General features: G+C 41.1%; 21 protein-coding genes and 5 tRNA genes. 4 read left to right on the plus strand and 22 right to left on the minus strand.

Features of this window, described 5'->3' with window-relative positions; all coding sequences use genetic code 11:
- Positions 1 to 7: 7 nt before the first annotated feature.
- The 22 genes from rpsJ to rpsU all read right to left on the minus strand — a co-directional run bounded on the left by rpsJ (position 8) and on the right by rpsU (position 18741).
- A complete protein-coding gene (gene rpsJ, locus CGC64_RS01795; RefSeq protein ID WP_002558075.1) occupies positions 8 to 313 on the minus strand; it encodes a 30S ribosomal protein S10 in 306 nt (101 codons plus the stop codon).
- 80 nt (positions 314 to 393) lie between these two features.
- Positions 394 to 2511, minus strand: a complete 2118-nt coding sequence (fusA, locus tag CGC64_RS01800; RefSeq protein WP_005675421.1) for an elongation factor G — start codon at positions 2509 to 2511, stop codon at positions 394 to 396.
- Between the two features lie 47 nt (positions 2512 to 2558).
- A complete protein-coding gene (gene rpsG / locus CGC64_RS01805) occupies positions 2559 to 3035 on the minus strand; it encodes a 30S ribosomal protein S7 (protein ID WP_005675420.1) in 477 nt (158 codons plus the stop codon).
- A gap of 142 nt (positions 3036 to 3177) precedes the next feature.
- Positions 3178 to 3579: a 30S ribosomal protein S12 gene (rpsL, locus tag CGC64_RS01810; protein WP_005675419.1), complete on the minus strand. Its 402-nt coding sequence runs from the start codon at positions 3577 to 3579 to the stop codon at positions 3178 to 3180.
- Between the two features lie 136 nt (positions 3580 to 3715).
- Complete coding sequence (locus CGC64_RS01815; protein WP_005675418.1) at positions 3716 to 4024, minus strand: DUF3467 domain-containing protein; 309 nt, start codon at positions 4022 to 4024, stop codon at positions 3716 to 3718.
- Positions 4025 to 4165: 141 nt separating this feature from the next.
- Positions 4166 to 8449 (minus strand): DNA-directed RNA polymerase subunit beta', encoded by a 4284-nt coding sequence (gene rpoC / locus CGC64_RS01820; RefSeq protein WP_005675416.1) that lies wholly within the window; start codon positions 8447 to 8449, stop codon positions 4166 to 4168.
- 105 nt (positions 8450 to 8554) lie between these two features.
- A complete protein-coding gene (gene rpoB / locus CGC64_RS01825; protein WP_005675415.1) occupies positions 8555 to 12367 on the minus strand; it encodes a DNA-directed RNA polymerase subunit beta in 3813 nt (1270 codons plus the stop codon).
- Positions 12368 to 12471: 104 nt separating this feature from the next.
- A complete protein-coding gene (rplL, locus tag CGC64_RS01830; RefSeq protein ID WP_004296358.1) occupies positions 12472 to 12846 on the minus strand; it encodes a 50S ribosomal protein L7/L12 in 375 nt (124 codons plus the stop codon).
- A 47-nt stretch (positions 12847 to 12893) separates the two neighbouring features.
- A complete protein-coding gene (rplJ, locus tag CGC64_RS01835) occupies positions 12894 to 13412 on the minus strand; it encodes a 50S ribosomal protein L10 (RefSeq protein WP_005675414.1) in 519 nt (172 codons plus the stop codon).
- A 15-nt stretch (positions 13413 to 13427) separates the two neighbouring features.
- Complete coding sequence (rplA, locus tag CGC64_RS01840; RefSeq protein WP_005675413.1) at positions 13428 to 14126, minus strand: 50S ribosomal protein L1; 699 nt, start codon at positions 14124 to 14126, stop codon at positions 13428 to 13430.
- A 15-nt stretch (positions 14127 to 14141) separates the two neighbouring features.
- Positions 14142 to 14585: a 50S ribosomal protein L11 gene (rplK, locus tag CGC64_RS01845; RefSeq protein ID WP_004307548.1), complete on the minus strand. Its 444-nt coding sequence runs from the start codon at positions 14583 to 14585 to the stop codon at positions 14142 to 14144.
- Between the two features lie 61 nt (positions 14586 to 14646).
- Positions 14647 to 15189, minus strand: coding sequence for a transcription termination/antitermination protein NusG (gene nusG / locus CGC64_RS01850; protein ID WP_004296362.1), 543 nt, complete (start codon positions 15187 to 15189; stop codon positions 14647 to 14649).
- A gap of 15 nt (positions 15190 to 15204) precedes the next feature.
- Complete coding sequence (gene secE / locus CGC64_RS01855) at positions 15205 to 15396, minus strand: preprotein translocase subunit SecE (protein WP_004296363.1); 192 nt, start codon at positions 15394 to 15396, stop codon at positions 15205 to 15207.
- A gap of 14 nt (positions 15397 to 15410) precedes the next feature.
- A tRNA-Trp gene (locus CGC64_RS01860) sits at positions 15411 to 15483 on the minus strand.
- Between the two features lie 52 nt (positions 15484 to 15535).
- Positions 15536 to 16720: an elongation factor Tu gene (gene tuf / locus CGC64_RS01865; RefSeq protein WP_005675411.1), complete on the minus strand. Its 1185-nt coding sequence runs from the start codon at positions 16718 to 16720 to the stop codon at positions 15536 to 15538.
- 49 nt (positions 16721 to 16769) lie between these two features.
- Positions 16770 to 16841, minus strand: a tRNA-Thr gene (locus CGC64_RS01870).
- Between the two features lie 10 nt (positions 16842 to 16851).
- Positions 16852 to 16924, minus strand: a tRNA-Gly gene (locus CGC64_RS01875).
- Between the two features lie 28 nt (positions 16925 to 16952).
- Positions 16953 to 17035 (minus strand) — tRNA-Tyr (locus CGC64_RS01880).
- Positions 17036 to 17107: 72 nt separating this feature from the next.
- Positions 17108 to 17181, minus strand: a tRNA-Thr gene (locus tag CGC64_RS01885).
- Positions 17182 to 17278: 97 nt separating this feature from the next.
- A complete protein-coding gene (hpf, locus tag CGC64_RS01890; protein ID WP_005675409.1) occupies positions 17279 to 17578 on the minus strand; it encodes a ribosome hibernation-promoting factor, HPF/YfiA family in 300 nt (99 codons plus the stop codon).
- Between the two features lie 16 nt (positions 17579 to 17594).
- Positions 17595 to 18476 (minus strand): tyrosine recombinase XerC, encoded by an 882-nt coding sequence (gene xerC / locus CGC64_RS01895; protein ID WP_005675408.1) that lies wholly within the window; start codon positions 18474 to 18476, stop codon positions 17595 to 17597.
- Positions 18477 to 18549: 73 nt separating this feature from the next.
- A complete protein-coding gene (gene rpsU, locus CGC64_RS01900) occupies positions 18550 to 18741 on the minus strand; it encodes a 30S ribosomal protein S21 (RefSeq protein ID WP_005675407.1) in 192 nt (63 codons plus the stop codon).
- A gap of 189 nt (positions 18742 to 18930) precedes the next feature.
- On the opposite strand from rpsU, the gene CGC64_RS01910 reads away from it, so the two are divergent.
- The 4 genes from CGC64_RS01910 to CGC64_RS01925 all read left to right on the plus strand — a co-directional run bounded on the left by CGC64_RS01910 (position 18931) and on the right by CGC64_RS01925 (position 23576).
- Positions 18931 to 20712 carry an aminopeptidase P family protein gene (locus CGC64_RS01910; RefSeq protein ID WP_005675406.1) on the plus strand — a complete coding sequence of 594 codons (1782 nt, stop codon included), beginning with the start codon at positions 18931 to 18933 and terminating at the stop codon, positions 20710 to 20712.
- A 79-nt stretch (positions 20713 to 20791) separates the two neighbouring features.
- Positions 20792 to 21307, plus strand: a complete 516-nt coding sequence (locus CGC64_RS01915) for a gamma carbonic anhydrase family protein (RefSeq protein ID WP_005675405.1) — start codon at positions 20792 to 20794, stop codon at positions 21305 to 21307.
- 215 nt (positions 21308 to 21522) lie between these two features.
- Positions 21523 to 21945: a hypothetical protein gene (locus CGC64_RS01920; protein WP_005675404.1), complete on the plus strand. Its 423-nt coding sequence runs from the start codon at positions 21523 to 21525 to the stop codon at positions 21943 to 21945.
- Positions 21942 to 23576 carry a TlpA family protein disulfide reductase gene (locus CGC64_RS01925; RefSeq protein ID WP_005675403.1) on the plus strand — a complete coding sequence of 545 codons (1635 nt, stop codon included), beginning with the start codon at positions 21942 to 21944 and terminating at the stop codon, positions 23574 to 23576. The genes CGC64_RS01920 and CGC64_RS01925 overlap by 4 nt, the downstream gene beginning before the upstream one ends.
- The last annotated feature ends 37 nt before the right edge of the window (positions 23577 to 23613 follow it).

The following is a 23613-nucleotide window of genomic DNA, read 5'->3' on the forward strand; positions in this document are numbered from 1 at the left end:
TTAATTATCAAACTTTAATTTCTACTTCCACACCACTCGGTAATTCCAACTTCATCAGAGCATCTACTGTCTTAGCCGTTGAGCTATAAATGTCGATCAATCTCTTATAAGAAGATAACTCAAACTGCTCACGAGACTTTTTGTTTACGAAAGTCGAACGGTTCACGGTAAAGATACGCTTATGCGTAGGCAGAGGAATTGGACCGCTAACAATAGCGCCTGTAGCCTTTACAGTTCTTACAATCTTCTCAGCTGACTTGTCAACCAAATTGTGGTCGTAAGATTTTAATTTAATTCTAATTTTCTGACTCATTACAATTTTAAATTAAGATATTTATAATAAGATAAAGCGGCAGACTAAGAGTCATTCGCTAGTCTGCTGCTTTAAATATTTTAGAGTAAATCAGCACGTCCCTTCACTTCTTCCAATACAGCCTTAGCAATAGAAGTAGAAACCTGAGCGTGATGAGAGTAAACCATTGATGAAGTTGCACGACCTGAAGTGATAGTACGCAACGCTGTTACATAACCAAACATTTCAGCCAACGGAACCATTGCCTTCACGATACGAGCACCCGAACGACTAGACTCCATACCTTCTACCTGACCACGCCGCTTATTCAAGTCACCAATAACGTCACCCATGTTTTCTTCCGGGGTCACAACTTCCAGCTTCATGATAGGTTCCATTAGTACAGGACCTGCCTTGGAACAAGCATTCTTATATGCTTGGATAGCACAGATTTCGAAAGACAACTGGTCAGAGTCAACTGGGTGGAATGAACCATCAACCAAAGTTACCTTCAGTGAATCCAACGGATAACCGGCCAATACACCATTTTTCATTGCAGTTGTGAAACCTTTCTGAACTGACGGGATAAATTCCTTAGGAATATTACCACCCTTCACTTCATCGATAAACTGCAACCCACCTTCTTTGAAGTCTTCATCAACCGGACCGATCTTAACAATGATATCAGCAAACTTACCACGTCCACCTGATTGTTTCTTATAAACTTCACGAAGATCAACTGTTTTAGTAATAGCTTCTTTATAGTTAACCTGAGGTTTACCTTGGTTGCATTCTACTTTGAACTCACGTTTCAAACGGTCAATAATAATATCCAAGTGAAGCTCACCCATACCAGAAATAACAGTTTGACCTGTTTGTTCGTCAGTTTTCACTGTAAACGTCGGGTCTTCTTCAGCCAGTTTAGCCAAACCGTTAGACAATTTATCCATGTCTTTCTGAGTCTTAGGTTCTACAGCAATACCAATTACCGGTTCCGGGAAGTCCATAGATTCAAGCACAATCGGAGCAGTTTCATCACACAAAGTATCACCAGTGTGAATGTCTTTAAAACCTACACCAGCACCAATATCCCCAGCACCAATTACCTCAACCGGATTCTGCTTGTTTGAGTGCATCTGAAACAGACGAGAAACACGTTCTTTTTTGCCTGAACGAGAGTTATAGATATAAGAACCAGCCTCAATCTTACCTGAGTATACACGGAAGAAAGTCAAACGCCCTACATACGGGTCGGTGGCGATCTTAAATGCCAAAGCTGAAGTCTTTTCGTCATCACTAGGCTTACGATCTTCTTCAGCACCCGTATCAGGATTTGTACCAATTACGTTTTCCGTATCCAATGGAGAAGGCAAGAAAGCACAGACATAATCAAGCAACGTCTGAACCCCCTTGTTCTTAAATGAAGAGCCGCAAAGCATCGGAACAACAGCCATCTGAACAGTTGCATTACGAAGAGCTCTCAATACTTCTTCTTCAGTAATAGTAGAAGGATCATCGAAATATTTCTCCATCAAAGTATCGTCAAATTCAGCTACTTTTTCAAGCATTTTATCTCTCCATTCGTTAGCTTCATCAACAAGGTCAGCCGGAATTTCTTCTACGCTATAATCAGCACCCATTGTTTCGTCATGCCAATAGATAGCTTTCATTTTAATCAAGTCAACAAGACCTTTGAAAGATTCCTCAGCACCGATAGGTACAACGATGGGACAAGGATTAGCACCCAAAACGTCCTTCATCTGACGCACAACTTCAAAGAAGTCAGCACCGGAACGGTCCATTTTGTTTACGTATGCGATACGTGGTACATTATATTTATCAGCCTGGCGCCATACAGTTTCTGATTGCGGTTCTACACCACCTACTGCACAGTAAGCAGCAACAGCACCATCCAAAATACGCAATGAACGTTCTACCTCTGCGGTAAAGTCAACGTGCCCCGGAGTATCAATCAAGTTGATTTTATAAGTATCACCAGCATACTTCCATCGTGTAGTTGTTGCGGCAGATGTAATAGTAATACCACGTTCTTGTTCCTGTTCCATCCAGTCCATAGTAGCAGCACCGTCATGCACCTCACCAATTTTGTGAGTCAATCCGGTGTAGAACAGGATACGTTCAGAAGTTGTTGTCTTTCCGGCATCGATGTGAGCCATGATACCGATATTACGAGTCAAATGTAAATCTTGCTTAGCCATTTTATATCCTTTACTTTAAGTTTTTAATTGATTGTATCTTAATAGTATTAGAATCTAAAATGAGCAAATGCACGGTTAGCTTCAGCCATTCTATGCATATCTTCTTTACGCTTGTATGCACCACCTTGTTCATTGAAGGCATCCATGATTTCAGCAGCTAACTTATCAGCCATTGATTTACCACCTCTTTTACGAGCAAACAGAATCAAGTTCTTCATTGAGATTGATTCCTTACGGTCCGGACGGATTTCTGTAGGAACTTGGAAAGTAGCACCACCTACACGGCGAGACTTAACTTCCACTTGCGGAGTCACATTATCCAAAGCCTTTTTCCAGATTTCGAGAGCAGATTTTTCTTCATTAGGAAGTTTTACTTTCACTGTTTCCAGAGCGGCATAAAAGATTTCATAAGATGTATTCTTTTTACCATCATACATCAAGTGGTTTACAAACTTAGAAACCTTTTGATCATTAAAAACGGGATCCGGAAGGATAACGCGTTTTTTAGGTTTTGCTTTTCTCATTTGTTTGAAAAATAATGTTTTTGTTCTTGGTTGTTACTTCTTGACTTCTTCAACTCTCCCTCCGGAGAATTTACTCAACCCTTAGCATCTCCAACAAACTAAAACGTAAGTTATTACTTTAATTTTAATTAGATTTTAATCCTTATTTCTTTTTAGCTGGTGCAGCTTGTCCCGGTTTCGGACGTTTAGCTCCGTATTTAGAACGTCTTTGAGTACGGCCAGCAACACCTGCTGTATCAAGTGTACCACGAACGATGTGATAACGTACACCCGGAAGGTCCTTTACACGACCGCCACGTACCAAAACGATTGAGTGTTCCTGCAAGTTGTGTCCTTCTCCCGGAATGTAAGAGTTTACCTCTTTTTGGTTAGTCAAACGTACACGAGCTACTTTACGCATTGCAGAGTTCGGCTTCTTCGGAGTAGTAGTATATACTCTCACGCAAACGCCACGTCTTTGGGGACATGAATCCAAGGCAGGAGATTTACTTTTCTCCACCAGCACTTCGCGTCCTTTTCTTACTAATTGCTGAATTGTAGGCATTTTAATTGTTTTTTGATTTATATTATTGTTATATTAATTTCGTAACTATACATTTTGGGCTGCAAAAATACGAATAATATTTGAATATTCAATGCACTACAACCTTTTTTTATTTTTTAATATTTTTATATCCCCCTCACGCTTCGCCTTTTACACTCGCCAAAGGAGAAATAAGAGACTCATCAGAAATACGGATCGAACCGAATACACGTTCATATTTAGCTATATTGTCTTCCAATGCCCGTAGTAGGCGTTTTGCATGTTCAGGAGCTACAATGATACGAGATTGCACACCAGCTTTCGGTACACCCGGCATCACACGTACAAAATCAAGAATAAACTCAGAACTCGAATGAGTAATAATAGCAAGATTTGCATAAGTTCCCTGTGCAACTTCTTCTTTTAATTCAATCTGTAACTGCCCGTTGTTATTTTGTTCTTCCATGTTTAATATGATTAAAGTTATCCTGCAAAATAACACATTTTTCCTGAGACAGAGATAATACATTCCAATAAAAAAGGAACAAAAAAGGAGCAACTGCCCAATATAGCAACTGCTCCTTCTCATATAGTCAATTGAATTGTATTATTCTACTTCGTTGTAGTCAAGTACTGTTTTCTTATTAGCCAAAATACGATCATATTCTTCTTTTGAACCAACAATAAGTTTCTCAAATTCACGCTGACCTGTACCAGCCGGAATCAAATGACCACAAATCACATTTTCCTTCATACCTTCCAATTTATCAATCTTACCGTTGATAGCAGCCTCATTCAATACTTTCGTTGTTTCCTGGAAAGAAGCAGCTGACATAAAGCTTGAAGTCTGCAAAGCAGCACGTGTTATACCTTGAAGAATCTGAGTAGATGTAGCAGCCACAGCGTCACGAACCTCAACAGGTTTCAAGTCACGACGTTTCAGCATACTGTTCTCATCACGCAACTTACGAGCAGTAACAATCTGTCCCGGTTGTAGGTTTTGAGAATCTCCAGCATCAACCACAACTTTTTTACCCCAAATACGATCGTTTTCTTCCATGAACTCCAACTTGTCAACAACTTGTTGCTCCAAGAAGCGAGTATCACCCGGCTCTTCAATCTGTACCTTACGCATCATCTGACGGACAATAATCTCGAAGTGCTTGTCATTGATCTTCACACCCTGCAAACGATATACATCCTGAACTTCATTTACGATATATTCCTGTACAGCCGTAGGACCTTTAATCGCCAAAATATCCGCCGGTGTAGTGGCACCGTCAGACAATGGAGTACCAGCACGTACATAGTCATTCTCCTGCACCAAGATTTGTTTAGATAATGCAACCAGATACTTCTTAACTTCACCAGTCTTGGAAGTTACGATGATCTCACGGTTACCACGTTTGATCTTACCCATTGTCACCTCACCATCGATTTCAGAAACGACAGCTGGATTCGACGGGTTACGAGCTTCAAACAATTCGGTTACACGAGGAAGACCACCCGTGATATCACCTGCCTTACCAACGGCACGCGGAATCTTCACGATTACTTCACCAGCTTTCACTTTCTGACCGTTTTCAATAATCACGTGACCACCTACCGGTAAGTTATACGTACGGATCAAGTCACCGTCTTCTGTTAAAATATGAGCCGAAGGAACTTTTGTCTTATCCTTAGATTCAATAATAATAATTTCACGAAGGCCTGTTGCTTCATCCGACTCAACCTTATAAGTAACGTTTTCAATTACGCCCTCAAATTCGATCTTACCGGTTGCTTCAGTTATAATAACAGCGTTGAACGGGTCCCATTTAGCAATCAACTTGCCTTTTTCTACCAAATCACCGTCACCAACATACAGTGTTGAACCATAAGGAACATTATGAGTAGAAAGAACGATTCCAGTGTTCACGTCTACGAAACGAACTTCAGCCAAACGACCTACTACCACCTTCGCAGCTTCACCCATTTCATCTACAATATCTACTGTACGCAACTCTTCAAACTCAAGACGTGCATTATTTTTAGCAACAATACTTGCATTAGCTGCAATATTGGCAGCAGTACCACCTGCGTGGAATGTACGCAATGTCAACTGTGTACCCGGCTCACCGATAGACTGAGCAGCAATTACGCCGACAGCTTCACCTTTCTGAACCATACGGCTCGTAGCAAGGTTACGTCCATAACACTTAGCACAAACACCCTTCTTAGCTTCACAAGTCAATACCGAACGAATTTCAACACTCTCGATCGGAGAATCCTGAATCTTTTTGGCAATTTCTTCTGTGATTTCTTCCCCACCAGCAACCAACAGTTCACCGGTAGTAGGATGAATAATATCATGCACGGAAACACGACCTAAGATACGTTCGTACAGAGTTGCAATAACTTCATCGTTATTTTTAAGGTCTGTACAAACCAATCCACGGAGTGTACCGCAGTCTTCTTCTGTAATAATCACATCATGCGATACGTCAACCAGACGACGAGTCAGATAACCGGCATCGGCAGTCTTCAAAGCCGTATCCGCCAAACCTTTACGAGCACCGTGAGTAGAGATAAAGTACTCCAACACAGAAAGCCCTTCTTTAAAGTTCGACAAAATCGGGTTTTCAATAATCTGCCCACCTTCTGCTCCCGCTTTCTGCGGTTTTGCCATCAAACCACGCATACCAGACAACTGACGAATCTGTTCTTTAGAACCACGGGCACCAGAGTCAAGCATCATATATACAGAGTTGAAACCTTGATCATCCGAAGAAATAGTCTTCATCAAGATATTAGACAACTCTGAGTTAACATGCGTCCATATATCAATCACCTGGTTATAACGTTCATTGTTAGTGATGAAACCCATATTATAGTTGTTTACGACTTGCTCAACTTCGTCATAACCTTTCTGTACCAGTGTTTCTTTTTCTTTCGGAATAATAATATCACCTAAGTTGAATGACAGACCACCTTTGAATGCCATCTGGTAACCTAAATTCTTGATTCCATCCAGAAAGTCAGCAGCTTTAGCTACACCACAAACCTTAATTACATCACTAATAATATCACGAAGAGATTTCTTAGAGATAATAGTATTGATATAACCCGCTTCGGGCGGAACGATTTCGTTCACAATCACACGACCTACGGAAGTTTCGCGCATCACGTCTACAATGTTACCATTTTCATCAACGTCTTTCACGATTACCTTCACCGGAGCGTGGATATCTACCTTACCTTCATTATAAGCAATCAACGCTTCTTCCGGTCCGTAGAACGTCAAACCTTCCCCTTTTGCACCAGCACGCAACTTAGTAATGTAGTACAAACCAAGAACCATATCCTGTGCAGGCACAGTAATAGGCGCACCGTTTGCCGGATTCAAGATATTATGTGATTGAAGCATCAACATTTGTGCTTCAAGAATAGCTTCGTTACTCAAAGGCAAGTGAACAGCCATTTGGTCACCATCAAAGTCGGCATTAAATGCCGTACATGCCAAGGGGTGCAACTGGATAGCCTTACCTTCGATCATCTTAGGCTGGAAAGCCTGAATACCCAAACGGTGCAATGTCGGTGCACGGTTCAACAGTACAGGATGTCCTTTCATTACATGCTCCAGAATATCCCAGATCACAGGTTCCTTACGGTCAACAATTTTCTTTGCAGACTTAACAGTCTTAACGATACCACGTTCAATGAGTTTACGAATAATAAACGGCTTGTACAATTCTGCAGCCATTAATTTAGGAATACCGCATTCCCCCATCTTCAATTCCGGGCCAACAACGATTACCGAACGCGCAGAGTAGTCAACACGTTTACCTAACAAGTTCTGACGGAAACGTCCCTGTTTACCTTTCAAACTGTCAGACAAAGATTTCAACGGACGGTTAGCATCTGTCTTCACTGCACTTGACTTACGTGAGTTATCGAACAATGAGTCCACAGATTCCTGAAGCATACGTTTTTCGTTACGTAAAATCACTTCCGGAGCCTTAATTTCGATCAGTCTTTTCAGACGGTTGTTACGAATAATCACACGACGATATAGATCATTCAAGTCCGAGGTAGCGAAACGGCCACCATCCAACGGAACCAACGGTCGAAGCTCAGGCGGGATAACCGGTACAATACGTACAATCATCCATTCCGGCTTGTTACGTCCACGTGATGCACGGAATGATTCTACTACCTGAAGACGTTTCAATGCTTCATTCTTACGCTGCTGTGATGCATCGTTACCAGCACGATGACGAAGTTCGTAAGACAAAGCATCCAGGTCCAAACGAGCCAGCAAATCATAGATAGCTTCAGCACCCATCTTAGCGATGAATTTGTTTGGATCATTATCCTCAAGATATTGATTATCTTTCGGAAGTGTATCAAGAATATCCAGATACTCTTCTTCAGAAAGCAAATCATATTCAGCTACGCCATCTTCAGCTTTCACACCCGGCTGAATAACAACATAACGTTCGTAGTATATAATCGAATCCAACTTCTTCGTCGGTAATCCGAGCAAATAACCGATTTTATTAGGGAGCGAACGGAAATACCAAATGTGAGCCACCGGGACCACCAACTGAATATGTCCCATACGCTCACGACGTACCTTCTTTTCAGTAACTTCCACACCACAACGGTCGCAGACGATACCTTTATAACGGATACGTTTGTATTTACCGCAATGACACTCATAGTCCTTTATAGGACCAAAAATGCGTTCACAAAACAAACCGTCACGTTCGGGTTTGTAAGTACGGTAATTAATGGTTTCAGGCTTCAAAACTTCACCACTCGAATTCTCAAGGATTTCTTCCGGAGAAGCCAGACCAATTGAGATCTTCGAGAAATTACTTTTCGTCTTATTTTCTTTTCTAAAAGCCATACTCTATATAATTGAGATTTGATAATTGAATCATTAGAAATTGAAAAGGTGCGAATGTCAATGAACCTTCATAGGTGCATTGACATCACACATTCTTTCAGTATTTTATTCTAGGTTGATACTCAAGCCTAACCCTCTCAACTCGTGTAACAATACGTTCAAGGATTCCGGAATACCAGGTTGCGGCATCGGTTCACCTTTCACAATTGCTTCATAAGCCTTCGAACGTCCTACTACGTCATCAGACTTAATAGTCAGAATTTCCTGTAGGATATGAGCAGCGCCAAAGCCTTCAAGTGCCCAAACCTCCATTTCTCCGAAACGCTGACCACCGAATTGTGCTTTACCACCAAGAGGTTGCTGAGTAATCAATGAGTACGGGCCAATAGAACGAGCATGCATTTTGTCTTCAACCATGTGCCCTAACTTCAACATATAAGTCACACCTACGGTAGCTGCCTGGTCAAACTGCTCACCTGTACCGCCATCACAAAGATAAGTTTTACAGTAACGAGGCAATCCAGCTTTGTCTGTCCATTCGTCCAAATCTTCCATTGTAGCACCATCGAAAATAGGAGTTGCGAATTTCACGCCCAATGTCTTTCCGGCACGTCCAAGCACAGCTTCAAAAATCTGTCCGATGTTCATACGAGAAGGCACGCCCAACGGATTCAATACGATATCAACCGGAGTACCGTCAGCCAAGAACGGCATATCTTCCTGACGTACAACACGTGACACGATACCCTTGTTACCGTGGCGACCTGCCATTTTATCACCGACACCGATCTTACGTTTCTTAGCAATATATACTTTAGCCATCTGGATAATACCAGCCGGAAGTTCGTCACCGATAGTAATAGCAAACTTCTTACGTTTCAGTTCAGCATCCAGTTCTTTGTATTTCTTGATGAAATTCATCACCAAGTCACGAATCATACCGTTAGCATGTTCATCACTAGTCCAATTACTTAACTGGATAGAAGTAAAATCGAGTGAATCGAAATCAGATGCACTAAACTTAGAGCCTTTAGCGATAACCTCCGCACCCAAATAGTCTTTCACACCTTGAGAAACCTTACCTTCGGTCAAAATCATCAATTTTTTAACCAAGATACGTTTCAAGTCTGCTACCTTTGATTCAAATTCATCATCAATCTTAGGCAACAATGCTTTGTCAGCCAGCTTAGAGCTACGATTTTTGATAACACGTGAGAACAGCTTCTTATCAATTACGACACCTTTCAAAGAAGGAGAAGCTTTCAATGAAGCATCTTTTACATCACCAGCCTTATCACCGAAGATTGCACGAAGCAATTTTTCTTCCGGAGAAGGATCAGATTCACCTTTCGGTGTAATCTTACCAATCATAATATCACCCGGTTCGATACGGGCACCGATTCTTACAATACCGTTTTCATCCAGATCTTTTGTAGCTTCTTCACTTACATTCGGAATGTCAGAAGTCAATTCTTCCATACCACGTTTCGTTTCACGAACTTCCAGAGAATATTCTTCTACGTGTACAGAAGTCAACAAGTCTTCACGTACCACACGTTCATTCAAAACGATAGCATCCTCATAGTTGTAACCCTTCCAAGGCATATAAGCGACTAATAGGTTTTTACCCAATGCCAACTCACCTTTTTCAGTAGAATAACCTTCTGTCAGGATATCGCCTTTCTTCACACGTTGACCTTTGTCACAAATCGGACGCAAGTCAATAGTCATATTCTGGTTGGTTTTACGGAATTTAGGAATTCTATATTCTTTCAAAGCCGGCTCGAAGCTAACAAACTCTTCATCTTCCGTACGGTCGTACAAAATACGAATAGTAGTAGCATCCACGAAATCAACGACACCATCACCTTCAGCAGTGATTTGTGTACGAGAGTCTCTGACCAACTGGCGTTCGATACCTGTACCAACAATCGGCGCCTCACTTCTCAAAAGAGGAACTGCCTGACGCATCATGTTTGATCCCATCAACGCACGGTTAGCATCGTCATGTTCCAGGAACGGAATCAATGAAGCTGCAATTGATGCAATCTGTTGGGGAGAAACGTCCATAAGATCTACCTCCGCTGGTTCGACAACCGGGAAATCAGCATCCTGACGAGATTTTACTTTATTACGCACAAATGTACCATCATCATTCAATGGAGCATTACCCTGTGCAATAATTTTTTCTTCTTCTTCCTCAGCAGTCAGATAAATCAGGCCATTATCAGATAGGTCCACTTTTCCGTTTTCTACCTTGCGGTACGGAGTTTCAATGAATCCTAACTCGTTAATCTTAGCAAACACACACAATGAAGAAATCAAACCGATATTCGGACCTTCAGGAGTCTCAATCGGACAAAGACGACCATAATGCGTGTAGTGAACGTCACGAACCTCAAATCCGGCGCGTTCACGAGAAAGACCACCAGGTCCCAATGCAGACATACGGCGCTTATGTGTAATTTCAGCCAACGGGTTTGTCTGGTCCATGAACTGAGACAACGCATTCGTTCCGAAAAATGAATTGATAACAGAAGAAATGGTCTTAGCATTAATCAAATCAATCGGAGTAAACACTTCATTGTCACGAACATTCATACGTTCACGAATCGTACGGGACATACGAGCCAGACCAACGGCAAACTGATTAGAAAGCTGTTCACCTACTGTACGTACACGACGATTGCTCAAGTGGTCAATATCATCCACATCTGCCTTTGAGTTAATTAACTCAATCAGATATTTAATGATTTCAATAATATCTTCCTTCGTGAGGACACGTACGTCCATATCAGTCGTCAGATTCAATTTTTTGTTGATTCTATAACGCCCCACATCACCAAGGTCATATCGTTTTTCCGAGAAGAAGAGGTTGTTAATAACTTCACGTGCACTTGCGTCATCAGCCGGATCAGCATTACGCAACTGACGGTAGATATACAACACAGCCTCCTTTTCCGAGTTACTCGGATCCTTCTGCAACGTATTATATATGATAGAGAAATCGGACTGGTTCGGTTCATCCTTATGCAAAAGGATGTTCTGAACTCCCGATTCCAGAATTTCATCTATATGCTCCTCTTCCAGTACGGTTTCACGATCGATAATAACTTCGTTACGTTCGATAGAAACCACCTCACCGGTATCTTCATCAACGAAATCTTCAATCCATGTTTTCAAGACACGTGCAGCCAGTTTACGGCCCAGCACTTTCTTCAGATTTGTCTTGTTAACCTTCACATCTTCTGCAAGGTTGAAAATCTCAAGAATATCTTTGTCGTTCTCGAAGCCGATCGCACGCAACAGAGTAGTTACCGGCAATTTCTTCTTACGGTCAATGTATGCGTACATCACGTTATTGATGTCAGTAGCAAACTCAATCCACGAACCTTTAAACGGAATAATACGAGCCGAATAAAGTTTCGTACCATTGGCATGCACACTCTGACCGAAGAATACACCCGGAGAACGGTGAAGCTGTGACACAACTACACGTTCGGCACCATTAATGACGAAAGTAGCCTTATCAGTCATATAAGGAATCGGGCCGAGGAATACGTCCTGAATCACTGTATCAAAATCCTCGTGATCGGGATCCGTACAGTATAGCTTAAGTTTCGCTTTTAAAGGAACACTATAAGTAAGCCCACGCTCTATACAATCATCAATGGTATAGCGCGGCGGATCAATATAATAGTCCAAAAACTCAAGAACAAAATTGTTTCTTGTATCGGCAATAGGGAAGTTTTCAGCAAATACTTTATACAAACCCTCATTCTTGCGCTTTTCAGGTGGGGTATCTAATTGTAGAAAGTCTTGGAATGACTTCAATTGTACTTCCAGGAAATCCGGGTATTCAAGCGGATTCTTAGTCGAAGCAAAATTAACTCTTTGATTTACAGTATTTGAAGACATCTGTCAATGAATTTGGAGAACTTAATTTGAAATATATACACAAAAAGGTTAAGAATCCTCTTGCGAAGGATTCCTAACCGAATTACCTGATTACCAGGCCAATGTTATTTAAGTTCAACTTCAGCTCCAGCTTCTTCCAATGTTTTCTTCAATGATTCTGCTTCGTCTTTAGCCAAACCTTCTTTTACTGTGCTAGGAGCACCGTCTACCAAGTCTTTAGCTTCTTTCAAACCAAGACCACAAGCTTCCTTAACAGCCTTAACTACCTGAAGTTTAGCTGCACCAGCGCTCTTCAATACTACGTCGAAAGAAGTTTTTTCTTCTGCGGCAGCAGCACCAGCTGCAGGACCAGCAGCAACAGCAACAGCTGCAGCAGCAGGTTCAATACCGTATTCTTCTTTAAGGATAGTTGCAAGTTCATTAACTTCTTTTACTGTCAAGTTAACTAGTTGTTCTGCAAAAGCTTTCAAATCTGCCATTTTTTGTATGATTTTAATTGTTTAAATACTTTGTTGATTTTTGAAAATTATTCGGGTCTCTCACCAAGAGTTTTGAGAACTCCGTGAAGGGTGTTACCACCTGATTGAAGAGCAGAAATAACATTCTTCGCCGGAGATTGCAACAATGCAACGATGTCAGCGATAACTTCATTCTTACTCTTGATTGCAACGAGAGCATCCAATTGGTCTGCACCAACGTAGAAGCTTTCTTCTGCATATGCAGCTTTCAGTCCGGGAATACCGTCTTTCGCTTTATCCTTGATCAGTTTAGCCGGAACGTTTGCAGTGTTGCAAAACATAATAGCAGTAGTACCTTTCAAAGAATCGTAAAGAGGAGAAAAGTCTTCTTCCAAGCTTTCAAGTGCTTTGTGAAGCAATGTGTTCTTAACCACCATCAATTTGATGCCTGATTTAAAACAATCTCTTCTCAATGCGCTAGTAGCAGCAGCGTTCATAGCTGTAACGTCTACCAAATAGAAGTGACCATATTCCTTTACCGTAGCAGCAATTTGCTCTATAATCGAATTTTTATCTTCCTTTCTCATTATTTCTCTGTTTTATTAGATTTCTTCCACTGATTTCGGGTCGATCTTGATACCCGCACTCATTGTACTAGAAAGATAAATACTCTTAATATATGTACCCTTTGCTGCGGTCGGTTTCAGTTTGATCAATGTAGAGATGAACTCTTTCGCGTTGTCGCGAATCTGATCAGCACTGAATGATACTTTACCGATAGAAGTATGAACGATACCGCTCTTATCAACTTTAAAGTCAATCTTACCTTGTTTTACTTCTTTTACAGCTTTAGCAACATCCATAGTTACGGTACCACTTTTAGGATTCGGCATCAATCCACGAGGACCGAGTACACGACCGAGTGCACCAATTTTACCCATGATAGATGGCATAGTGATTATCACATCGATATCAGTCCATCCACCTTTGATCTTTTCAATATATTCGTCAAGACCAACATAGTCAGCGCCAGCTTCTTTCGCAGCAGCTTCAGCATCCGGTGTACAGAGTACCAACACACGTACTTGTTTACCAGTACCATGAGGAAGTGAAACAACACCTCTCACCATCTGGTTAGCTTTACGTGGGTCAACACCTAAACGTACATCTATATCCAGTGAAGCATCAAACTTGGAAAAAGTGATTTCTTTTACCAAAGATGCAGCTTCTTTTAGTGAGTATGCTTTCCCTGCTTCAATCTTTTCTGCAGCTAACTTTTGATTTTTTGTCAGTTTACCCATTACAATTGAAGTTTATTAGTTATTAACCGGGAACTCCCCTTTTACAGCGATACCCATACTTCTAGCTGTACCTGCAACCATTCTCATGGCAGCTTCCACAGTAAAACAGTTTAAGTCCACCATTTTGTCCTGAGCAATCGTACGAATTTGTTCCCAAGTAAGCTCGGCAACTTTCTTACGGTTAGGCTCAGCAGAACCACTCTTTACCTTAGCTACTTCAAGTAATTGAATAGCAACGGGAGGAGTCTTGATTACAAAATCGAAAGACTTATCTGCGTAGTAAGTAATGATAACAGGCAAAATCTTACCTGCTTTGTCTTGGGTTCTGGCATTGAATTGCTTGCAAAATTCCATGATATTGATACCCTTAGAACCTAGAGCAGGTCCAACTGGGGGTGATGGATTTGCAGCGCCTCCTTTAATCTGTAATTTGATTAGTCCAGCAACTTCTTTAGCCATTTTTTTATTGATTTATATATAAACATTAAACGAAGAACAACAACAGCGTAACAATTCCGCGTTATTCTTTTTCCACTTGCATAAAGCCCAATTCAAGCGGTGTTTTTCGCCCGAATATCTTCACCATGACCTTCAGTTTCTTCTTTTCACTATTCACTTCTTCAATGATACCACTGAATCCGCTAAAAGGACCAAAAGTAACTTTTACAGTTTCACCCACTACGTACGGAATATTGAGTTCTTCACCCGTTTCCTGCAGTTCGTCCACTGTACCAAGTATACGATTCACTTCTGATTGTCTGAGAGGTACCGGTTTCTCGGAACCACCCAAAAAGCCTATCACATTCGGAGTATTACGCAGGTGATGAGCGACCTCACCAACCAGAGCAGCCTCCACTAAAACGTAACCAGGAAGATAACTTCTTTCCTTCACAATCTTTTTACCATTGCGAACCTGGTAAACCTTTTCAGTAGGAATCAATACCTGAGATACATATTCACCAAGGTCGCTGTTTTTAAGATCAGCTTCAAGATATTCCTTTACCTTAGCTTCTTTTCCGCTAATAGCACGCAGAACGTACCATTTCTTTTCAATCTCAGCCATTTTCAATTCCTGTTTTTAATGTGGATAAACAATTTTTTCCATGAAGTTTTGGAAACAGACATCCATACCCCATACTACCAATGCAATAAGCAGGGAAGCATATAAAACAACTACTGCACTGTTAGCAAGTTCGGAATACGTAGGCCACGATACTTTATGAACAAGTTCGTCGTAAGATTCTTTAATATAAGCTATTACCTTTTTCATTTCAATAATATTAGCACGGGAGGAGAGGCTCGAACTCCCGACACCCGGTTTTGGAGACCGGTGCTCTACCAACTGAGCTACTCCCGTTTGTACATAATCAGTTCCCGATTTACACCGAGAACTGATTAATTATTGTGTATTAGTCGATGATTTCAGTAATCTGACCAGCACCTACCGTACGTCCACCTTCGCGGATAGCGAAACGAAGACCCGGGTTCAATGCTACTGGGTAGATCAACTCAACTGTAATAGTTACGTTATCACCCGGCATTACCATTTCTGTTCCTTCCGGCAAAGTGATTTCACCTGTACAGTCCATAGTACGCAGATAGAATTGAGGACGGTATTTGTTGTGGAACGGAGTGTGACGACCACCTTCTTCTTTCTTCAGGATATAAACCTCAGCTTTGAATTTAGAGTGCGGCTTAATCTGTCCCGGTTTACAAAGAACCATACCACGTTTGATTTCGTTCTTGTCAACACCACGGAGCAACAAACCTACGTTGTCACCAGCTTCACCTTGATCCAACAGTTTACGGAACATTTCAACACCAGTTACAACTGATTTCTTATCTTCGCCCAAACCAAGGATTTCAACTTCATCACCTACGTGGATAATACCTGATTCGATACGACCTGTAGCAACAGTACCACGACCTGTGATAGAGAACACGTCTTCAACCGGCATCAAGAATGGTTTATCAACATCGCGCGGAGGCAGTGGGATCCAAGTATCAACTGCATCCATCAGTTCCATAACTTTATTTTCCCATTTTTCTACACCGTTCAATGCGCCAAGAGCAGAACCCTGGATGATAGGAGTATTGTCACCATCAAAATCATAGAAAGAAAGAAGTTCTCTCATTTCCATTTCAACGAGTTCCAACATTTCAGCATCGTCTACCATATCGCACTTATTCAAGAATACAACCAGACGAGGAACGTTTACCTGACGAGCCAACAAGATATGTTCGCGAGTCTGAGGCATCGGACCATCAGTTGCAGCACAAACGATGATAGCACCATCCATCTGAGCAGCACCAGTTACCATGTTCTTTACGTAGTCGGCGTGTCCCGGACAGTCAACGTGTGCGTAGTGACGGTTAGCTGTTTCATACTCAACGTGTGAAGTATTGATAGTAATACCTCTTTCTTTTTCTTCAGGAGCGTTGTCGATAGAATCGAAAGAACGCAATTCAGAAAGACCTTTCTTAGCCAACACAGTAGTGATAGCAGCTGTCAACGTTGTCTTACCGTGGTCTACGTGACCGATTGTACCAATGTTTACGTGCGGTTTGGTACGTTCAAATTTCTCTTTAGCCATAGCTTTACTTGTTATTTATTTGATTAATAATCAGCATTTACATCTTATGAGCTGTTACCGGGATTTGAACCCGGGACCTCTTCCTTACCAAGGAAGTGCTCTACCACTGAGCTATAACAGCAAGAAAAAAGAGCGGAAGACGGGGCTCAAACCCGCGACCCTCAGCTTGGAAGGCTAATGCTCTATCAACTGAGCTACTTCCGCATTCTTGCCAAAGTTGTCACTCTGATTGTGGGCAAAGATGGATTCGAACCACCGAAGGCGTAAGCCAGCAGATTTACAGTCTGCCCCATTTGGCCACTCTGGTATTTGCCCTAATAATTTTCTCACTACGCAAAGAACGAGCTTCCGTCTATCTTTCTAAAAGAATTAACCTTCTCATCCTTGAGCCTCTTGTCGGATTCGAACCAACGACCCCGAGATTACAAATCACGTGCTCTGGCCAACTGAGCTAAAGAGGCATTCTAGCTAAAAAATGCAACCGCCACGTTCTAACACGAGCGAAACGGCTGCAAATTTAGTTATTTATTTCTTTCCCGCAAAATATTTGCGATTTTTTTATTTGCTACGTTGTTTTTCCTTGTATTTAACCAGTTGCTTTTCGAGCGCTTCCACATCTAAATCAATTGCTTCCTCAAATGTATCACACACTTTACTTGCATAAAACTCCCCGTTAGGAATAAGTATTTTTATGCCTGCTTCTTTATTTGCAGCAACTTCCGGCTTAACTACCTTTAATGACACCTCTACTTTCTTTATATCTTCGTAATACTTTTCCAACTTAGACACTTTCTTTTGAATAAATGCCTGCAATTGCTCTGACGCATCAAAGTGAATTGATTGAATTCTTACATCCATACTTACCTCCTTGTTTTTAAGCTCTTGGATGAGCTTGTTTATACACTTTTTTAAGTTCTTCAAATGTGGCATGCGTATAGATCTCGGTAGTTGCAATACTCTCGTGACCTAAAAGTTCTTTTACTGCACCCAACTCCGCATCATTGTTCAGCATCGTGGTAGCAAAAGTATGCCTCAACACGTGAGGACTCCTTTTTTTCAGCGTAACCACCTTTGACAGGTTCCGTTTCACTAAATTATAGACTAGATTCTTATAAAGTCGTTCGCCATTCTCTCTAACAAAAAAAGCTTCCGACCTTTCCGGAATCATTTCGTTTCTTATGTTAATATATCCAAGCATCAACTCACGCAGTTCATCACCGAACGGTATCAGCCGTTGCTTGTTCCTTTTCCCGGTTACTTTCAAAAGAGAAGCAGAAAAATCCACATCCTTGTCATCCAATCCTATCAATTCCGAAAGCCTTATGCCCGTAGCATAAAATACTTCAATAATCAATCGATCCCGATAACCTTTAAACCCTTCACCAAAATCCGTTTCATCCAGCAGCTTGTTCATTTCGCTTTCTTTCAAGAAAACAGGTAGCGGCTTTTTATTTTTAGGTCCTGTTATTTTACATAACGGATCCTTAGTCACCTCCCCCTGCCTTAAAAGATATTTATAGAACGACCGGAGCGAACTCAGTTTACGATTTACAGAAGTCGAAGTGTATCCCCTATCCATTAATGAAACAATCCATTCACGAATCAGTTCAGCTTCCACCTCCAACGGATTAAATCTTCCATACTCTTCCTGAGCAAACTCCTGTAGTTGCTTTATATCCTCACTATACGCCAGAACGGTTTTTTCAGAGTAATTCCGCTCATACCGGAGATAATCAAGAAAAGATTTTATTAACATAATATCGCTACATCTAAAATCGTGCAACGAATGTATGAAAAGAATTCAATAATTCAAAGGAAATTACGAATTATTAATCTTCTACTTGCTGAAGTTGTTGTACGTAAACTGCACGTTCTTTCTTAAGTCTTTTAGTTACAGACGGTTTATCAAACTGCTGTCTTCTTCTTAATTCTTTAACGATGCCAGTTTTTTCGAATTTTCTCTTAAACTTCTTCAGCGATTTTTCAATGTTTTCGCCTTCTTTTACAGGTACTACAATCATTTTGTTACTATTAATATGTTATTGGTTAAAAAATTCCGCAGTCAAATTGCGCCGCAAAATTACACATACTTTCTTTATTCACAAAACTTTCGGCAAATATTTCTCAAAAACTATTCATAAACAACTCATTAACCGTAAAAAGTTACTACCTTTGAATCTGTTATATGTCTATTAATAATATAAAATGGTATGAGACAGAGTATAAAAGAACGAATGCATGCATTACGAATGACATTCCCCCCCAATTACATTAAAGCGTTTATCATCCCCAGCACCGATCCGCATTTGAGCGAGTACGTAGCTCCGCACTGGATGTCACGTGAATGGATTTCCGGTTTCACGGGTTCGGCAGGAACCGTTGTCGTCTTAATGAACGAAGCCGGACTATGGACCGATTCCCGTTATTTTCTACAAGCCGCCAAAGAATTGGAGGGTAGCGGTATTACTTTATATAAGGAAATGCTACCGGAAACTCCCAGTATTACAAAATATCTCAGCCAGAAGTTAAAGCCCGGTGAATCGGTAAGTATCGATGGCAAGATGTTCTCCGTACAACAAGTTGAGCAAATGAAAGAAGAACTTGCAGCATACAGTTTGCAGGTTGACTTATTCGGTGATCCGCTGAAAAGGATTTGGAAAGACCGGCCTTCTATACCTAATTCTCCGGCCTTCGTCTATGATATTGAATATGCCGGCAAAAGTTGTGAAGAAAAAGTTGCCGCTATTCGTGCCGAATTAACAAAGAAAGGAGCGTATGCCTTATTCTTATCTGCCCTGGACGAAATAGCATGGACTCTCAATTTGAGAGGGAACGACGTGCATTGTAATCCGGTAGTAGTCAGCTATCTGTTAATCACGCAAGATGACGTGATTTACTTCATCTCACCGGAAAAGGTTACAAAAGAAGTGAACGAGTATTTAAAAGAACAGCATGTCAAGTTGAAAAACTACGATGAAGTAGAAACTTACTTGAATACTTTTACAGGCAGAAATATCCTTATTGATCCCAAGAAAACAAACTTTGCCATATATTCTGCAATTAATCCGAAATGCAACATTATACGTGGTGAATCTCCTGTAGCTCTATTAAAGGCTATTCGAAACGAACAAGAAATTGCAGGTATTCATGCAGCTATGCAGCGGGATGGCGTTGCGCTCGTCAAATTCCTCAAATGGTTGGAAGAAGCAGTGCCTTCCGGCAAAGAGACAGAACTAAGCGTAGACAGGAAATTACATGAATTCAGAGCAGCCCAGCCCCTTTATATGGGAGAGAGTTTCGACACTATTGCCGGATATAAGGAACACGGAGCTATTGTGCATTACTCCGCAACTCCGGAAAGTGACGTTCCTCTTCAACCCAAAGGTTTTCTTCTTTTAGATTCGGGAGCCCAGTATCTGGACGGGACTACCGACATTACCCGCACGATCGCATTAGGTGAACTAACTGAAGAAGAAAAAACGGATTATACTTTGATATTAAAGGGGCATATTGCATTGGCTATGGCTAAGTTCCCAGTCGGAACCCGGGGCGCCCAACTTGATGTTCTCGCCCGTATGCCGATCTGGAAATATGGAATGAACTTCCTTCATGGTACAGGCCATGGTGTCGGGCATTTCCTCAGCGTGCATGAAGGACCGCAAAGTATCCGCATGAACGAGAACCCTGTCGTATTACAACCCGGCATGGTTACTTCCAACGAACCGGGAGTTTATAAAGCCGGCAGTCATGGCATCCGCACCGAGAACCTGACGCTTGTCTGCAAAGACAAAGAAGGTATGTTCGGAGATTATCTCAAGTTTGAGACGATTACTTTATGTCCTATTTGTAAAAAGGGAATAGTCAAGGAAATGCTGACAAATGAAGAAATTGAATGGTTAAACAATTATCATCAGATTGTCTACGAAAAGCTGTCACCGAATCTTAACGAAGAAGAAAAAGTTTGGTTACAGGAAGCGACTGCTTCTATTTAAGCCAACCTTGCTTAACACCCGGATGTCATACAACATAGGGCAGCATTAAATTAAAAATTTTATTAGGAACAAATACTTTATGGCTTTAATAAAATCTGTACGCGGCTTTACTCCCGAAATCGGAGAAAACTGCTTCCTCGCAGACAACGCAACTATTATAGGAGATGTAAAAATAGGAAATGATTGCAGTATATGGTTTAGCACCGTATTGCGCGGTGACGTCAATTCTATACGTATAGGCAATGGAGTTAACATCCAGGATGGAAGTGTTTTGCATACATTATATCAAAAATCAGTTATCGAAATCGGCGACCATGTTTCCGTGGGGCATAATGTAACCATACACGGAGCGACTATCAAAGATTATGCTTTAGTCGGAATGGGATCGACCATACTAGACCATGCTATAGTCGGTGAAGGAGCAATTGTAGCTGCCGGTTCTTTAGTCCTAAGTAATACAGTAATCGAGCCTGGAAGTATTTGGGGTGGAGTACCTGCCAAATTTATAAAGAAGGTAGACCCGGAACAAGCCAAAGAATTAAACCAGAAGATTGCTCACAATTATCTGATGTATTCGCAATGGTATAAAGAATGATTTTTAGTAAAATCGGAAACAAAGCTTCACTCCTTCTTACACTTAAAACATAAGAGTAAGAAGGAGTTTTTCTTGTATTACCCGAATCAATCATCATTGACTTCCAAAGTCCATATTCATCTTATTTAACCCTCTGATAATTGGAATATTACGAAATATCCGTAGATTTGTAAAAGATTAAATCGAGGCAGTGAATCAACAAACATTCACCTATTATGAAAATAAGACTACTACTTACAATTCTCTTACCGACAGCAACAATAGCTGCCAATACCCAAATCATGGAAAGAACGTTTTTAAAGAAAGTACTTACCAAGTTAGAAAAGATTGAATCTGCGACATATTACGTCACTGACGAAAGCCGGCAACCTGATGATTCCACCACATTATTCAGTAGCAAAGAGTTTGAGCTTATCGCAATAGAATCTTGGAGCCGCCAAGTATCTTCTATTCGAAATTACGCAAACCGGAAGAAGTTAAATGATACTATTCTAAACGCAGCCAATGAAGTAATCAAACAATATCAGACAAGCGGTGCCACACCTTACTTTTTCATTGTAGATCAAGAAGGAATCAGAAGTTATAGTAAAGAGAATACCGATAAAGAAATAATCCATACAATAAAAGAACTACTATGAGCAGACTATTTACCTTCCTTTGCCTGTCTTTGTTATTCAATCTAGCACAGGCACAATTACCGACCCCCGAGTATAAAAAAGGACAAGCCATCCTGAGTGGGACAATCGCCAACTACAATCCGGACGACAATCTGATATTCAAGATCGGTGCTCCCAATATCGTAATGGGAACAGCCGAGACACTTTATCCGACTGTTGAAGCAGATGGAAGTTTCACGATTAATATTCCTCTCTACCATAGTGCTCAAGTACGGATGATAATAGGAAATGCAGATTTAGTCATTCTGTTAAGTCCCGAAAAAGAGACCAATGTAACTATCAATCTAAGCAATCTGCCAGGAAAACAATTTGTATATAGTGGTCAGTATGCTACCATTAACAATGAATGGTGTCAGCCGGAACTGATAACAAAGATACCTCCTGTTTATAGAGATGGCGACTTATTGGATTCTATTGCAGGCATCAGTGCCAACGAGTTCAAGGAACGCTGCATCAACCAATACAAACAGTACATAGCGCACAACAACACACAGTCGCAATTCAGCGAAGACACTCGTACACTAGCCAATCTTTCATGCGCATTTGATTGTCTGGAAAACCTGCAAGCTACCCACTATTGTCTGCAAACAGCTTATCAGAAGAAAGAAAACATTACGCGAGAACAAGCTTTTGCAGCTTTCCTCGATATACATTTACCTGATGATTTTCACAACTACCTGAAAGATTTTCCTGTCAATCACCCTTTGGCACTTTATTGTTATAATTACCGTAATGTAGTCACAAACTTCTTATATGATACACACTATGACCCACTCTCTATGGAAAAATATCTATTGGAAAACGCACCGCTCACAAAAGAGGAGCAGACACTCATTCATCAATATGAAGCAGCTTTTAAAGCAGGAGTAATCTTCCGGCGGCAAAACGATTTGATGACACTCATCCGCAAATATACTAAAGAGAGAGACGACTGTAACTGGAAAATATTTTCCGAAGCCAAAAAACGTCTGGGGCATATCCTGCAAGACAGCACCTGTTTGCCGGTTGACTACATACGCGCAATCTATATGCGCTCCAGCCTTTACAACCTACAACCGTTGACCTCCCGGCAGGAAATCATGGCTTCGGAAATTACAAATCCTATATTCATAGGCATCATTCAAGACATGAACCGTCAGATGCAACCCCGGAAGAAGGCAACAACAAAGAAATATACCATCTGCGAAGCGTCACAAGTGGCAGAAGAAGAACTGCTGGATGCACTCATTGCACGTCATAAAGGCAAAGTACAGTTTATCGATTTCTGGGCTACCTGGTGTGGCGGTTGCCGGCAGATTATCAAAGAATATGAGCCGCTAAAGAAAGATATAAGTGAAGACAAAGTAGCTTTCATTTACCTCACCGGCCCCAGTTCGATAAAGAAGACATGGGAAATACTCATAGAAGATATCGCAGGCGAACATTACTGGCTGGACAAAGAGCAATGGGAATATCTTTGGACACATTTTCAAATGACAGGGTTACCGATGTATCTGCTAATAGACAAGCAAGGGAATATAGTGAAACGATTTACTCACATTACCACCAAAGAATTAAAAGATTTACTGGAACAAGAAATCAATAAGATATAAGTCCGTACAAATACTAATAAAAGAGAATTGTTTTTCA

This window comes from Bacteroides caccae (assembly GCF_002222615.2).
GTDB lineage: Bacteria > Bacteroidota > Bacteroidia > Bacteroidales > Bacteroidaceae > Bacteroides > Bacteroides caccae.